The 13,903-nt window shown below is 31.5% G+C and carries 17 protein-coding genes and 1 pseudogene; 4 read left to right on the top strand and 14 right to left on the bottom strand.

Annotated features, from left to right (window positions below; genetic code table 11):
• Positions 1-290: 290 nt before the first annotated feature.
• From COC46_RS17235 to COC46_RS17220, 4 genes are all read right to left on the bottom strand, one after another.
• Positions 291-1,091 (bottom strand): hypothetical protein, encoded by an 801-nt coding sequence (locus tag COC46_RS17235; protein WP_176545203.1) that lies wholly within the window; start codon positions 1,089-1,091, stop codon positions 291-293.
• Positions 1,081-1,290: a hypothetical protein gene (locus COC46_RS17230; RefSeq protein ID WP_141550930.1), complete on the bottom strand. Its 210-nt coding sequence runs from the start codon at positions 1,288-1,290 to the stop codon at positions 1,081-1,083. Before COC46_RS17230 ends, COC46_RS17235 begins: the two co-directional genes overlap by 11 nt.
• Before the next feature lie 331 nt (positions 1,291-1,621).
• Entirely contained in the window at positions 1,622-2,341 is a 720-nt protein-coding gene (locus COC46_RS17225) for a YebC/PmpR family DNA-binding transcriptional regulator (protein ID WP_098811153.1), read from the bottom strand.
• 178 nt (positions 2,342-2,519) lie between these two features.
• Positions 2,520-2,972 (bottom strand): hypothetical protein, encoded by a 453-nt coding sequence (locus COC46_RS17220; protein WP_098811152.1) that lies wholly within the window; start codon positions 2,970-2,972, stop codon positions 2,520-2,522.
• Positions 2,973-3,188: 216 nt separating this feature from the next.
• Here COC46_RS17220 and COC46_RS17215 point away from each other — a divergent pair, with 216 nt between their 5' ends.
• Positions 3,189-3,710 carry a cupin domain-containing protein gene (locus tag COC46_RS17215; RefSeq protein WP_098811151.1) on the top strand — a complete coding sequence of 174 codons (522 nt, stop codon included), beginning with the start codon at positions 3,189-3,191 and terminating at the stop codon, positions 3,708-3,710.
• Positions 3,711-4,030: 320 nt separating this feature from the next.
• Here the strand turns inward: COC46_RS17215 and COC46_RS17210 are convergent, their stop codons facing one another.
• A complete protein-coding gene (locus COC46_RS17210) occupies positions 4,031-4,558 on the bottom strand; it encodes an SH3 domain-containing protein (RefSeq protein ID WP_098811150.1) in 528 nt (175 codons plus the stop codon).
• A gap of 217 nt (positions 4,559-4,775) precedes the next feature.
• On the opposite strand from COC46_RS17210, the pseudogene COC46_RS17205 reads away from it, so the two are divergent.
• Together COC46_RS17205 and COC46_RS17200 are read left to right on the top strand one after the other, a co-directional pair.
• Positions 4,776-6,329 (top strand): annotated as a pseudogene (locus tag COC46_RS17205) (catalase); the annotation flags it as partial.
• Between the two features lie 326 nt (positions 6,330-6,655).
• Positions 6,656-7,090: an SRPBCC domain-containing protein gene (locus COC46_RS17200; RefSeq protein WP_098811148.1), complete on the top strand. Its 435-nt coding sequence runs from the start codon at positions 6,656-6,658 to the stop codon at positions 7,088-7,090.
• A gap of 344 nt (positions 7,091-7,434) precedes the next feature.
• On the opposite strand, the gene COC46_RS17195 is transcribed toward COC46_RS17200, so the two are convergent.
• The 4 genes from COC46_RS17195 to COC46_RS17180 all read right to left on the bottom strand — a co-directional run bounded on the left by COC46_RS17195 (position 7,435) and on the right by COC46_RS17180 (position 9,796).
• Positions 7,435-8,328, bottom strand: coding sequence for a WD40/YVTN/BNR-like repeat-containing protein (locus COC46_RS17195; RefSeq protein ID WP_098811147.1), 894 nt, complete (start codon positions 8,326-8,328; stop codon positions 7,435-7,437).
• The gene (locus tag COC46_RS17190; protein WP_098811146.1) at positions 8,325-8,792 is read right to left on the bottom strand and encodes a flavodoxin; all 468 of its coding nucleotides are present in this window, start codon (positions 8,790-8,792) and stop codon (positions 8,325-8,327) included. The genes COC46_RS17195 and COC46_RS17190 overlap by 4 nt, the downstream gene beginning before the upstream one ends.
• 33 nt (positions 8,793-8,825) lie before the next feature.
• Positions 8,826-9,221, bottom strand: coding sequence for a hypothetical protein (locus COC46_RS17185; RefSeq protein WP_098811145.1), 396 nt, complete (start codon positions 9,219-9,221; stop codon positions 8,826-8,828).
• A gap of 380 nt (positions 9,222-9,601) precedes the next feature.
• Positions 9,602-9,796: a hypothetical protein gene (locus tag COC46_RS17180; protein ID WP_098811144.1), complete on the bottom strand. Its 195-nt coding sequence runs from the start codon at positions 9,794-9,796 to the stop codon at positions 9,602-9,604.
• A 449-nt stretch (positions 9,797-10,245) separates the two neighbouring features.
• Here COC46_RS17180 and COC46_RS17175 point away from each other — a divergent pair, with 449 nt between their 5' ends.
• The gene (locus tag COC46_RS17175) at positions 10,246-10,488 is read left to right on the top strand and encodes a DUF2584 family protein (protein WP_098811143.1); all 243 of its coding nucleotides are present in this window, start codon (positions 10,246-10,248) and stop codon (positions 10,486-10,488) included.
• 101 nt (positions 10,489-10,589) lie between these two features.
• Here the strand turns inward: COC46_RS17175 and COC46_RS17170 are convergent, their stop codons facing one another.
• The 5 genes from COC46_RS17170 to COC46_RS17150 form a co-directional block, all read right to left on the bottom strand.
• Positions 10,590-11,135 (bottom strand): 2'-5' RNA ligase family protein, encoded by a 546-nt coding sequence (locus COC46_RS17170; RefSeq protein WP_098811142.1) that lies wholly within the window; start codon positions 11,133-11,135, stop codon positions 10,590-10,592.
• Positions 11,136-11,151: 16 nt separating this feature from the next.
• The gene (locus COC46_RS17165) at positions 11,152-11,658 is read right to left on the bottom strand and encodes a GNAT family N-acetyltransferase (protein ID WP_098811141.1); all 507 of its coding nucleotides are present in this window, start codon (positions 11,656-11,658) and stop codon (positions 11,152-11,154) included.
• Positions 11,659-11,854: 196 nt separating this feature from the next.
• Positions 11,855-12,151, bottom strand: coding sequence for a hypothetical protein (locus tag COC46_RS17160; RefSeq protein ID WP_098811140.1), 297 nt, complete (start codon positions 12,149-12,151; stop codon positions 11,855-11,857).
• Between the two features lie 173 nt (positions 12,152-12,324).
• Positions 12,325-12,618, bottom strand: a complete 294-nt coding sequence (locus COC46_RS17155) for a hypothetical protein (protein WP_098811139.1) — start codon at positions 12,616-12,618, stop codon at positions 12,325-12,327.
• A gap of 704 nt (positions 12,619-13,322) precedes the next feature.
• Complete coding sequence (locus tag COC46_RS17150; protein ID WP_098811138.1) at positions 13,323-13,889, bottom strand: 5' nucleotidase, NT5C type; 567 nt, start codon at positions 13,887-13,889, stop codon at positions 13,323-13,325.
• Positions 13,890-13,903: the final 14 nt, after the last annotated feature.

Here is a 13,903-nt window from a genome sequence, read left to right as displayed (position 1 = left end):
TTTAAGTATGAGAACGACAGGTCATTATAGAATATTAATACTCAAAAACCTATATACGAAGGTTAATGGTATAACAAGCGTAAGCAAATAGACTAGTAGATACTGTTCTACTACCATCTACTTTCTTCATCGTTCTTTATTAAATATTCTTCGATTTTGGATAAACTTCCTTCTAAATAAATTTTGAAATTTGAAACATAGATGAATTTACGTTGCTCAATAGCAATAAGATAAAAGCTCTTGGTAAAATAGCTGTTTTACACTAAAAAAAAGATAGTATTAAGCTACCTTCATTGGTGTTTTCTCAAATATTCAATATAATTATCAATTCTTTCTGCGTTGCCATTACCAGCTTTTGCGCTATTAAACACAACGATTTTCCCTTGAGAGTAATTAAGCTTATTATCTAAATCGTGCATTATTCGATGAGTGTACAATAAAGCTTTCACATCTTTTTTATCAATAGCTAAATTCATTAGCTTGTTTGCTAAATCTAAGTCATCGTATAAATCGCCATTTTTATCTACTTTGCTAAACAATTTTTCAAAATATGTAGATACAGCTGTTAATTCATCTTTTTCATCTTCCCAAGCTGAAGAATTTGGATTTTTGAATTGTTGATAATTTAACCAGCCAGTTAAATTATTTAAAATATCGTGTGTAGCTGCAATGTCTTTTCCTTCTTTTGAAGCTGGAGGAATTTTTTCTCTATCATATTTTATATTAGTAACATGGTATTCATTTTTAAAAACAATAATTTCAACTATTTTCCAAGATAAAAATGAAACAGCAATCAAACCTGCAATTAACAAGCCAATTTTCAAATATTTATTCACTTCAATTTGCTCCTTTAAAATTATTATTATTATTAATATTATTTTAATGGAAGCAAATTTCCTGTCAGGAGAGCTCAAAAATATATTTATATAAACAAAAAAATTGGAGCTCACCGAAGTGAACTCCTTAAAATACGCTATAATGAAAATACCTGCTGGATTTACAACACGACCACAATCCCACATTTCAGCATTTACTAAAGTGTAACCACCAAAAGCTGTGTCTGTATTTCCATCAATAACGTTAGTTTCCACTAATTGAAACTGCATAAGCTTTGCTGTCCATTAATACAACGTTTCCTTTTGTTGCCATGTCTTGCACGTTAACAGGTAATCCAAAAGCTGTTCCGATACGACCATCTGCTCCAACTTCAGCTTTAAACCCTTGATTTCCACTAACATTTAATACAGCTGTAATATCTGAAGGAGCATTTACAGCCCAAATGCCATTCAATTCTAATGCCACAATCCACTAACAACATAATAATGAACTTGTTTCGTGCATCAGTATAAGTGGTCATTTTGAAAGCATTAACCAAGTTCTTGTTTTCAAAGTTCTTTGGGTGTGTCCTTTGATTTGAACATGAAAAAAATATTCTTTTAACAAGTCAGTTAACAGCAAAAAAACGTCTTTTCATGAGTTAAATTTAATTCACTCATGAAAAGACGTTTATCTTAAGAGATTATGATTAATGTTGTCAAAAACATCTTAATAAAAGCTATTTTAGTTCAACTTTTAGATTAGTAAACCCTTATAAATGTTGTTATATCAGCATTTTTAAAGCTTATTCACCTAAGTCCACATTGTGGTAAACTCGTTGAACATCTTCAATATCTTCAAGAACATCTAACATTTTTTCGAACTTAGCTAGTCCATCTTCTGGTAATGTTACATCATTTTGAGCTAGCATTGTTAATTCAGCTACTGTGAATTCTGTAATACCAACGTTTTTAAATGCTTCTTGTATTGCATAGAATTGATCTTGTTCAGCGTAAACAATAACAGCCTCATCTTCTTCTAAAATATCACGAACATCAACATCTGCTTCCATTAGTATTTCAAGTACTTCATCAGAAGTTTTACCTTCAAGTCCAATAACAGCAGTTGCATCAAACATATATGATACTGACCCTGTTACCCCAAGATTTCCACCGTTTTTGCTAAATGCAGCACGAACTTCTGCAGCTGTACGGTTTACGTTATTAGTAAGTGCGTCAACAATTACCATTGATCCATTAGGGCCAAATCCTTCATAACGAAGTTCATCAAAGCTTTCTTCAGAACCGCCTTTTGCTTTTTCGATCGCACGGTCAACAATATGTTTTGGCACACTATAAGTTTTTGCACGCTCAAGTACAACTTTTAAAGCTTGGTTTGATTCTGGATCCGGTTCACCTTGCTTCGCTGCCACATATATTTCGCGTCCAAACTTTGCATAAATACGACTTGTATTTGCATCTTTTGAAGCTTTCTTCTCTTTAATATTATTCCATTTGCGACCCATCTTGTTCCACTCTCTTTCAACTTTGAATCTAGTTTAATTTTCTATGTATTTGACTTCATCTTTAAAAGGATAGCCAAACACTCATCATTTAATATTATACCTCATTTCCACTTTTTTTCGAAATTAATCGTTACTAAATGGATATAAAAAACATTACCTCTGAAGTAATGTTTTAAAATTATATAACTTTCACCTTAATTAAATAAGTAAAATAATTATTTCCCTTCCAAATTCCTTTAACTTCATATATTCTTTCACCTTTTTTTGAACCAAGTTCGAAAGAATAACTTCCATAATGATCAAGATTTTGGTCATAAATATATGACTTTTTAGTCCCCATATGTTCTAATATTTCTACATTTTCAGGTTGTTCAGAGAAATGTATTTTTAAAAGCTCCCCTTCCAAAACCGGAATAGCTACTTCATCATTTATATTTTTATATGTACAATTTGTTGATTTATCTTTATGTAAGATCTTTCCCCAAGAATAATTTGCTATTTTATATGGAATTGTTTTATCTGCTAGCTCAAATTCAACATGCGGTTTTTCATCTTTAGATAAAATAGTTTGATTAATAATGATCGAAAACGTAAAAATTGCCACTAAGCATAATATTCCTTTTTTAAACATCGAACTTCCGCCCCATATTTTTTCATTTAATATGTTTAATGTAATCCATTTATCTTAAATTGTATATTGGGAAAATTCTGTACTTTTTCATATATTTCTCTATTCATCTCTAAATATTCATTTAATTCTAACAATAAATAACGAATCATATTTTTCATAGAAATTAACACCCTAAGATAATATGATGAGAGTAGTTATTTTGAAAGGATTGATGAAATGTTTAATAATAATCCTGAATATTGGATTTCTAAACTTGAACTAGAAGCACATCCTGAAGGGGGATATTACAAATCTACCTATCAATCAAAGGAGCAAATATCTGATCGAGAAATATCCGTAAATTTTGATGATCATAGAATACTTTACACTAGTATTTATTTTTTACTACAATCACATGATATTTCACATTTTCACAGATTAAAGTCCGATGAATTATGGTATTTTCATGCAGGCAGTTCATTAACAATTCATGTTATATATGAGGATGGTCAATACAAAGAAATAAAACTAGGACTAAATTTAGACAACGGAGAAGTTCCTCAATATTTAGTACCGAAAAATTCAATCTTTGGTTCATCGGTTATGGATGAAAATACTTTTTCTTTGGTTGGCTGTATGGTTTCACCTGGCTTTGATTTTAAAGACTTTGAGTTATTTACACAAGACCAATTACATAAAAAGTACCCTGAGCATAAAGAAATTATTAATAAGTTAGCCTATGAAGTTCTTCCTTATTAGGTCAAAAAAAGAAAGTGAGCTTTAAGCTCACTTCCAGTTTTTTGGGGAATAGTATCATGAGAAAACACAGAGTGAAGGTATTATTTTTCCTTCTCTTTTTTACGATATTACATAGGATTTTGGTATGAATCCGATAATTTTTACTTTTTGTGGTGTTCCACTACTAATTTTATTGATTGGAATCCATTATTTGTAGTTTCTCTGATTTTATTTGCAGATTTGAATTTGTTTAATTGCACTTCAACCAATTTTAATGGCAGCTTCAGCTTTTTTATTTGCACTTCATCAACCTCAGCAGTACGATTATCTGCCTAACTAACTTACTTCATATTTAAATAACTAGTACTTGCAAACCCTTTTTTCCCATTATAAGAAACAATTGCCCATTTATAATCGATTTGGGTTTTTCCTTCAGTTTGATAGCCTAGGAAGCTAACTTTTGCTCCTTTAGGAATGACTGTAAGAATTTTATATTTTGTACTCGGACCGCTACGTAAATTTAAATTAGCTTTCGTTGTAACAGTTGAAGGTACCTTTTGTAAGTACTTAGTGCTTACATATGCTATACCATTTTTAGTAGTTGTTGTTTTAATTTGAGCCCAGCTTGCATTATAGAATTTTACAATCTCAATTTGATCTTTCTTTCTTAATGTATCTACAACTTTTGAGCTTGTGTTTGGTGCACTGCGTACGTTTAACACACTTGCAGTTACCTCATATACACTAATCGGAGCATTTAAAACCGCTGCACTAGCATGTGTTGGTTGGGCTACTATTCCATTCGAAAATAATAATGCCCCAGATAAGACAATAGTTGATACAAATGCTTTTACTATTTTTTTCTTCATTTTAAATCCCTCCTCTTATGTTACATCTCAATAATATTGAATCAATGTTTCAAACTTAGTCATGAGATGTATCAAAATTGAAAACTTTTCGCGTGTGCTTTTTTGATGAATCAAAAATTCAATTTGCAGGAAAAATTTGCATATCTTTCCAAATTTAAGGACAATCTAAATTTTGAATTTGTATGAATGGGGGCAAATTATGGATAATCAACCAAACAATGAAGAAATATTGACGAATCGACAAGGCCATCCGGTTACTGATAATCAAAATGTAAGAACCGTTGGGAATCGAGGACCAACAACTTTAGAAAACTATGACTTTCTTGAAAAAATCTCTCATTTTGACCGTGAACGAATTCCAGAACGAGTTGTGCATGCTCGTGGAGCTGGTGCTCATGGGTATTTTGAAGCCTATGGAAAAGTAGGGAATCATGCAATTTCTAAATACACTAGAGCAAAATTATTTCAAGAAAAGGGTAAAAAGACGCCTGTATTTGTTCGGTTTTCTACTGTTGTGGGTGGTGGACATTCCCCTGAAACTTTACGTGATCCGCGGGGTTTCGCTACAAAGTTTTATACTGAAGATGGAAACTGGGATTTAGTCGGGAATAATTTAAAAATCTTTTTTATTCGTGATCCATTGAAATTTCCGGATATGGTTCACTCCTTCAAAGTGGACCCAGTAACAAATCTCCCTGACCCTGAAAGAATGTTTGACTTTCTTCATCTCACACCAGAGTCTCTTCATATGGTTACATTTATTTTTTCACCTTGGGGAATTCCAGCAAATTATCGACAAATGCAAGGATCCGGGGTTAATACATATAAGTGGGTGAACCAAGATGGTGAGGCAGTTCTAATAAAGTACCACTGGGAACCGCTAAAACAAGGGATAAAAAATCTAACACAACAAGAAGCAAATGAAATCCAATCGACAAATTATAATCACGCAACGCAAGACCTTTATGAGGCAATTGAGAAAGGCGATTATCCTGAATGGGAATTATGTGTTCAAATCATGAGTGATGATGAACATCCGGAGCTTGATTACGATCCACTTGACCCTACAAAGCTTTGGTGTCCAGAGAAGTTCCCTTTTTTACCTGTTGGAAAAATGGTACTAAACAAAAATCCAGAAAACTATTTTGCCGAAGTTGAACAAGTTGCATTTGGGACAGGTGTACTAGTTGACGGACTTGATTTTTCAGATGATAAATTACTTCAAGGTCGTACATTTTCATACTCAGATACACAACGTCATCGTGTTGGAACAAATTACTTACAACTACCAGTTAATTCACCTAAAACTCATGTAGCAACAAATCAACGAGATGGTCAAATGGAGTATAAAGTTGACATGGCTCCAGGACAGAATCCGCATGTGAACTATGAGCCTTCATCATTAGGTGGATTAAAAGAAGCGCCGAAAACTGGAAAGGATCATGAGCCTTCCTACAATAATAAACTTGTACGTCAAAAAATTGATCGACCAAATGACTTTATCCAAGCTGGTAACACATATCGTGCTTTTGATGAAACCGAGAAAAATGAATTAGTTTCAAATTTAGTAGATGCATTAAAAATATGTAAACCACATATTCAAGAAACAATGATTGGTTACTTTACAAAAGCTGATGAAGAGTACGGACGCCGCGTGCGTGAAGGTTTAGAAAAAGCGAACAGTAATCGAACTGAACACACTAGTACTGAAGCAGCTGATGAGGCTTCTGATAAAGCTAAAAATATGGGTCATGAATCGGATCGATATTAAAGTCAGAGTTTTAAATAGGGATAGGCGAATGCCTATCTCTTTTTATCGTTTTGATAGGTGATTATTAAGAAATACGAACAAATTATGTATTTTATTATAAAGCTGTGAACTTTGTTGGTAGAGTGCTAATTATTTATCATGCTGTTTTTTATTGATATATTACAAATTTTTGTTGATATCAAAATCAGTAAGGAGCGTTAAACATCGTAAATAATTGACTGAATATTACGACTTAACATTCACAATTATTTAATTAAAGTTTAAAATAAGTTTGTAAGGACAAAGATGATACATATTATCTAATTTGAAAGTGAGTTGATCTTAAAATGAATAATGTTACAAAGTTTAGAATTTACACACCAGCTAATGAAATATTTGAAGCATTTGTTGATCCTGCTAAAATCGGTAATTTTTGGTTTTCTTCAAGCTCTGAGAGATGGGAAAAAGGTAAAGTCATTACTTTAAAATACGATCTCTACAACGCAGAAGGTAAAATAAAGATCATTGAGGTTGAGGCCAATAAGAAGATTGTATTTGCTTGGGGACCTACAGAAGAAGGAAATATTGTAACGATTACATTAAATGAACAAGAACAAAATAACACGGTCATTGAAGTAGTAGAAGAAGGCTTTAATGAAAGCAATGCAGAATATGTTCATCATTTAATTGATAATAAAGAAGGCTGGGTATTTATGCTTAGCTGTTTAAAATGTTATTTAGAATTTGGTGTAACTAAGTTAAGAGGCGGATTAGAGAAATAATTAGATGACTTAGGGGATGTTCAAAAGTCAGCTAGCACTGACTTTTGTGCTTCCCTTTTTTTTCTTAGTGAGGGTCTGTTCATTTCGTAGTTGAAACTAGCGCTCTATTACTCTTATTCGAATAAAAAATGGATACATTTCTACTATTTATCTTATTAAATAGACTGATTGCAACTACTAAAAAAGAAACTCCTGTTTACATCCCCCCTTCAACGTCCTATTTTTAATAATTTCATTGAATTAAACGATTTTGTCTTTCCAAATTATAAAAGGGCCCCCCATATGTCAGTATGTTTGACCTATGAGACAGCCCCTGTTTTTATGTTATACCTATTTTGTTCTTTTCAACAAACCCTTTTCGAGTCTTTCTCAAAAAATCTAGTTTCATATTGCCCTGCTACGATGTAATTTTCATTTTCGTTGCAGATTCTCCACCCATGGCCTTTTACGTAATCGCACGGAACAACTAATTGATTTTCTAAATATACTCTTGAAACAGTGCTATAACCTGAATCATTTTGACTAGAGGTTGTATACACGATTCCATTATGAGCACTAATATCTAGATAGCTACCGTTACTTATTGTACTGGTGCATTGATTCCAACGACTATTCTCTAGAAAAAGACTTTTGATTGGTAAATATGCTACCGCTCCGTCTCTTCCTCTACAAGAGCCACTGACCGCAACTAATAGCCCATTATTTACTAGCATTGAAGAAATCATTTTATCAGACTCCGCTTTCACTCTAGTAAATTTATATGTTTGTAAGTCTAGCATCCAAATGCCACCATTAATCGGATGTATTTTTGCACCAATAAATAACATATTGTCATGTAAGCATAAAGAGCGAATGGAAGGAGGTTTACTAACTTTAAAAGGAGAAATAATCTTCCAAGTTTCACCATAGTTTGTTGATATGTAAATTACTTTATCTCCGTGTGCAACGACAAGACCGTTCGAATTACAGCATACACTCCATACGCTCGCTTTTGTAGGAAACTGTTTTATAATCCAGTCTTTCCCTTCATTTAAACTCTTTATAAACAGTCCATTATCACCAACGCCATATACGATTCTGCCTACACATTTTAAATCACGGATTTGATTTTTTATTATCGGAAAACTAAATGTCCTGTTTCCATCATTGTCAATGATGATTCCATTATTGACAGTAGCGATAATCGTACTACCATTTTCAGTTCTTGTTACAGCTGTAGAACTGAACATGGTATTCATACACTTCCCTCTAATTGGTCTTCGAATTGACTAATAAAGCTAATTGCAAACGTAACGCAACGCTCAATGTCTTCTTCCGTTTCCGGTGCTAATTCTACCTTTAATCCTTCCTCGATTATGTCAGCTCCACATTCTTTTAATCTCTCTTCTAATATATCTACTGCAGCGCAAAACTTAGGATAAGCATGATCACCTGATCCAAAGACAGCAGCTTTTTTACCTGTTAAATTTAAGTTTTCAATGTCATCGTAGAAATCTTCTACTTCGTATGGAAGCTCACCGTCCCCCCACGTATAGGCACCTAATATGATTCCATCAAATTCTAATAATTTCTGAGTATTAATATTTTCGATCTCTTTCATCTCAATATCATGGCCCATTGTATCTATACTAGATTTAATTAACTCTGCTATTTCCTCTGTGTTACCTGACATACTTGCAAAAGCGATTAAAATTTTAGACATTTATTTCTCTCCTCAATTATGCAATTATTTAGATTAAAAAACGTTTTCGTTCGTAAAGTACTTATTCTTTATTTCTTTTAAACTACGTAAATCATTAGCAATTGAAAGAAATGACTCTCGATCATTCACATCAAGTGCTTCATTTATTTTAAAATTCAAGTGATTTATTTTAAGATCAATATCCCATATAGAACAAAGTACGCCACTTTCGTATAAACTTTCTATGTCTTCAACATGTAAATAAAACTCAAAATCACTGTTATTATCAATTAAATAATGCCACCCTAAGCAATCAACATATTTTCTTTCACTCGTCATTGTCCATAAATCACCTTCACTAAATTCAATCATGTGTTGATGTTTTTGACCTGGACAACAACATGTTACTTGCTGATGAAATGGCTCTAAAATAATAAAATGTTTATCCATCAATGGCCTCCTTAATGGCTCTTTTTTACCTTCTCGAGCTTTTATTTTAATTAAGAGAATCAATTAGAAATTTGATACTGATAATCATTTTCAATTGTAATTTTATATGATAATGATTATCAGTGTCAATTATATTTTTAATTAATTTGCTTTACGCTACTTTAAATTTGTTTAACGCCTTGTGGATTAGCCCCTTTTAGAGTATTTAGCTCTGAAGAAAATGCGAACAAAATATGTACTTTGTTCATAAGGTAGTGGTTTCGATTTTCATTCTTAAACGGCCTCACCCAGTTCAACACTTAAACGTAACTAGCAAAAAATGAAAAAAACATAACCCAAAAGGTTATGTTTCAATAAATTCATCTTAGGCTTTTATCCTATTATCTCCGCTGTTTCGAACCACTTACATAAAGAATAATAATCGCAAAAATAATCATTCCACAAACAATAAAAGGCATTAACCCTGAACTGTAAACCATATATACTCGAATATGACGAATTGCATTTACAACTATAAAAATCACCATGAATAACCATAATATTACAATAAGAGCCGCATTTTTATTTCTTCGCATAAACATCAGCCCCTTTCAGAAAAAACAACTACAAAAAATACCGTTTATTTTATTATATAGTCGAATTCCTGAATCAATGACCATACGTTTATGTGTATATGTAAAAGTTACTATATTACATAGTTAATATTGAATGAGATCAATCATTACTCGCTAAAGAATGGTTCATGAGTATGGAAAACGCAAAATTATGAAGTTTTTTAACTCATAAGGGGGCCATGAGTTAAGATAACAACAAAATCAAGAAGGTTTTTAACCCATAGAGGGTTCAAGAGTAAGGAAAGAAACGAAAGGATGAAAATAGCAGATCCATAAAATTGTATTATTCCATTCACCAGGAAATTTTACGTTCCTCCCTAGCTCTATTTTGTGTTCACAACAAAAATATATTAAGATATTTATAAGTGCTTTTAATATAAACTAAATTCAACTTAAGGAGTTTCCAAAATATGAGTATGCCATTTGAATTTAATTGGTTAATTGTAACGAACGAAAAAGCAGTCAGACAAGAAAACAATCTATTCTCTTTAGAACTTAACGGATACCACTTATATCCTATTGACACACCAATCAATGTCTCTAGAAAAAATGATGAAAAACCTTTTGGCGTTGCCATCATTCAGAAACTCGAATGGAAAAATAAAACTACATATCTAGGTTATGAATTAAAGGCAATTGATTCAGTTAATTAAACGAGATCGGAATAGACACTAAAAAGTTCAAGGGCTTAAATACTTGAACTTTTTTAAACTGATTAGTAGTCATATGCGATTCATTTTGTCGTTTTTTCTATTTATTGGTTCGGTTTTAAAGACTTCGAATAGATCATAGGTGCATTATTTTTACTAACTATTTCAATTACACCAATCTCCTTTATTTTCCCAACAATCGTATCATATCGATATAAACAGTGTTTATATGCTTCCACTAACTTATCAGGTGACAAGCGATTTGCTAGAGTACAATGTGGTACCCACTTACCAGGCAAATACATAGATTTTGGATTATCATTAAATTGTTTAAAGTGACGATGAAAATTCTCATGAAACTCAATCAATTCTTTTGTAACATTTGGTGTAAAAAACAATATCCCGGTATTAAAGAACGATCCAATTGAATTAAACATAATATCTATTTCCGGTTTATTCTCATAAAATTCATTTAATTGATCGGTAAATCTTACTTTATCTAATTTATGATAACTAGCTAAAGTAAGATGCGGTTTACGATCCACTACTTCATCAGCATAGAAAGAAATCGATTTTTCTCTTAGTTCTGTCCAAATGTTTTTAATAATCTGTTCAGTTCTTTCATCAAATAATGCTACAACTCCGTACATAGAATTCTTCCTCTTTCTAAACTTCTATTAGGTCCATATGCATAATAAAAAGTTCACCTTTTCTCCCCATTACTCTATGACCTTTATCAACAAATCCACTTTTTAAATAAACATGCTGTGCAGCTATATTTTTATGATTCACACCAAGTATAATTTCATTTCGCTTTGGGAAATGTGTTTTTACAAAAGGAGGCAATAATTTTAAGGATTGTTTAGCGATCCCTTTTCCTTGAAATTTTGAATCAATCGAATAGGCTCTTAATAGAATCGCATCTACATTATCGCTATATTGCTGAACGCCTTCCCATCCATGTAATACAAAAAAACCAGCAACTTCATTGTTACTTAAGATCAAAATTGCATTTCGATTTTCCTCTAACTTACATAGTTCTATATTTTCTATAGGCAATCCAGTAAATTTTAAGTGCTCATCTGCAAGATAATAGTTTTTTAATTGATCATCATATCTGGAATCATAAAATTCCAAAGAAACTGTATTAGTTAGCAATAAAGAATTTGTCATGGATAAATCCCCCAATAAAAATCGAATTATAAGAATAGTACAACAATTATAAACGTAGTTCCATTAATAATTCATAAAAGACATTAACTATTACAATAATCGAGGGTTTACCTATTTTATGTATACATTTTTTCAAACAAAAAACCACTTCTGAGTGGATTTCCCTATACAGTTTCCTTAAATAATATATAAATATTTACTCAAACCGTTCTGGATACTTTTGCTGAAAATAAGCTAAAAAATCGCTCTTTTTAAGAAGTAGATTTAAACAAATTTGTTGGCTAATAGCAGATTTAAATACAAGTTTATTGCAAAACTGACATTTTTCCTTTTCAATAAATGCATGTTTAATAGACAAAGGGAATACAGTTTCTTGTTTACCCGCTAATAAAATATAGCCTTGTTGATTAATGGAGAAGCATACTTTAAAACCATCGTACCCTCCAAGCCTACTAATTTCCACGTTTTGAACATCTAAATCTTGAATTTTCATGTAAAATAGCACCTCCGTTTTCAACAAAATATATGATGAAATGCTATTTTTATGTCTAATTATCCTTAAATATTTTCATAAAAAAATAAAAACTACCTAAAAAGTAGTTTTTTATTACGATTTCCTTATAAAATTTATTATTTTCACTTAGTCGATGATTGTCAAATACAACTTTAAAATTGTTCAGAATACTTTTCTTGGAAGTAAGCTAATAATTCTTTCCTTCTATTAAATAGTGTTGGACAAACTTGTTGACTAATATTTGATGGAAAAACTAATTTACCACAAAGCTCACATGTTCCTCTTTCATTAAAGACGTGAATTAAATTCAAAGGAAATAAACTATTTGTTTTACCAACTAAAAGTACATAGTTCTGCTGATTGATCGAAAATCTAATTTTATAACCTTTGTAATCAGTATGCTTTGAAATGTGTGGATTTTGAATCTCAAATTCAAAATGTGTCAATTTGGTTAGCACCTCCAATGTAAGAGTTGTATGAAAGAATACGTAAACTCTATCATTTATTATATTAGTGTTCTTAATAACAATTTTCTTATAGTAAAGAGTATATATCAATCTATTATTTTTCATCTAATAATGTATATCGTTGGGTTTCTAAACGGAGTATTTCATTTGTGGTTATCAAATATGATTTTATTAGACAATTAGCAGATTTAAATCATTTTTTTATTCGATTCAGTATGTATCTGAGCAAACCAATTAGTTTTCCTTTTAAATCTAACTATTATTGTACAATTTAAGGCTTCAATACCCAAACAGGTATGGGTATTATATTATCTTATTTGCGATTCATGCAGTTTTAATTGCTATTTTGCTAATTTTATTTGCGATTCTCTAATTTTAATTGCTATTTTGCAATTTTATTTGCGATTCTGGAATTTTATTTGCAATCCACTGTTTATTTGCTGCTTCTGCACCTTTCTTTGCACAAATACACTCCTTATTTGCGGTGCTCTCCGATTTTATTTGCAAACCGCACTGTTTATTTGCTACTTCTACACTTTTATTTGCACTAATACAGCCCCTATTTGAGGTGCTCCGATTTTATGTCCAACTCTGGACTGATACTACTCTTCTTTTAATTACAACTCTTCTGACTTTATTTACGCATAAAAAAAGAGGCCCAAAAAATAGGAACCCCTCTTCCATTAATCATTTTCAACAATATCTTTTAACTCAGACCAGCAAGTAATACGAGGAATGTCCAATCCTCGATTATAAGATGTATCTTTTAAATATACTTTCAAAGTGAGTTCGGAAAGTGTATTCAAAATTGCTGGTTTATCATCAAAATAGTAATCTAAATCTAATTCTTTTATAATGTGAATTTTTTCAGAATCTTTCATTCCACAGTAAAAGCGATCTTGATGAACTGGAAATCCATTTTTTATTAACCATTCTTTTGTTCGTTCACCATATTCTTTATTTCTAGCTGTCACGTAATAGATTTCGTGTCCTTGCTTTTCTAATTCTTGTAGCGTTTCGACTGCATAAGGAAATGGAGGACAAGTAGTAAAGTATGTTTCTTCTAGGTTACTATTCCACATATGGCTTCCTTCTTCTGCCGTTAAGCCAAAAGCTTCATGAATTTCAACTGTCTTTAATTCATTGTAAACTACTATCGGAACATTTTTATTTAGTTTTTTATTGTAAATATGAAAAGCATGTTGCCTTAAGTCAATTAAAGTATCGTCAATATCAAATCCAAATCTCATTCTAAAAGTCCTTC

Source organism: Bacillus sp. AFS041924 (assembly GCF_002577195.1).
In the GTDB taxonomy this organism is placed as follows: domain Bacteria; phylum Bacillota; class Bacilli; order Bacillales; family Bacillaceae_G; genus Gottfriedia.
Note: the sequence above shows the minus strand (reverse complement) of the source record. Positions and strands in the feature narration are given on the sequence as shown.

Bases quoted from the DNA above. Each gene is read 5' to 3' on its own strand.
- COC46_RS17225 (WP_098811153.1), bottom strand. From the start codon at position 2,341: ATGGGTCGCAAATGGAATAATATTAAAGAGAAGAAAGCTTCAAAAGAT.
- COC46_RS17220 (WP_098811152.1), bottom strand. From the start codon at position 2,972: ATGTTTAAAAAAGGAATATTATGCTTAGTGGCAATTTTTACGTTTTCG.
- COC46_RS17215 (WP_098811151.1), top strand. From the start codon at position 3,189: ATGTTTAATAATAATCCTGAATATTGGATTTCTAAACTTGAACTAGAA.
- COC46_RS17210 (WP_098811150.1), bottom strand. From the start codon at position 4,558: ATGAAGAAAAAAATAGTAAAAGCATTTGTATCAACTATTGTCTTATCT.
- COC46_RS17200 (WP_098811148.1), top strand. From the start codon at position 6,656: ATGAATAATGTTACAAAGTTTAGAATTTACACACCAGCTAATGAAATA.
- COC46_RS17195 (WP_098811147.1), bottom strand. From the start codon at position 8,328: ATGAATACCATGTTCAGTTCTACAGCTGTAACAAGAACTGAAAATGGT.
- COC46_RS17190 (WP_098811146.1), bottom strand. From the start codon at position 8,792: ATGTCTAAAATTTTAATCGCTTTTGCAAGTATGTCAGGTAACACAGAG.
- COC46_RS17185 (WP_098811145.1), bottom strand. From the start codon at position 9,221: ATGGATAAACATTTTATTATTTTAGAGCCATTTCATCAGCAAGTAACA.
- COC46_RS17180 (WP_098811144.1), bottom strand. From the start codon at position 9,796: ATGCGAAGAAATAAAAATGCGGCTCTTATTGTAATATTATGGTTATTC.
- COC46_RS17175 (WP_098811143.1), top strand. From the start codon at position 10,246: ATGAGTATGCCATTTGAATTTAATTGGTTAATTGTAACGAACGAAAAA.
- COC46_RS17170 (WP_098811142.1), bottom strand. From the start codon at position 11,135: ATGTACGGAGTTGTAGCATTATTTGATGAAAGAACTGAACAGATTATT.
- COC46_RS17165 (WP_098811141.1), bottom strand. From the start codon at position 11,658: ATGACAAATTCTTTATTGCTAACTAATACAGTTTCTTTGGAATTTTAT.
- COC46_RS17160 (WP_098811140.1), bottom strand. From the start codon at position 12,151: ATGAAAATTCAAGATTTAGATGTTCAAAACGTGGAAATTAGTAGGCTT.
- COC46_RS17150 (WP_098811138.1), bottom strand. From the start codon at position 13,889: ATGAGATTTGGATTTGATATTGACGATACTTTAATTGACTTAAGGCAA.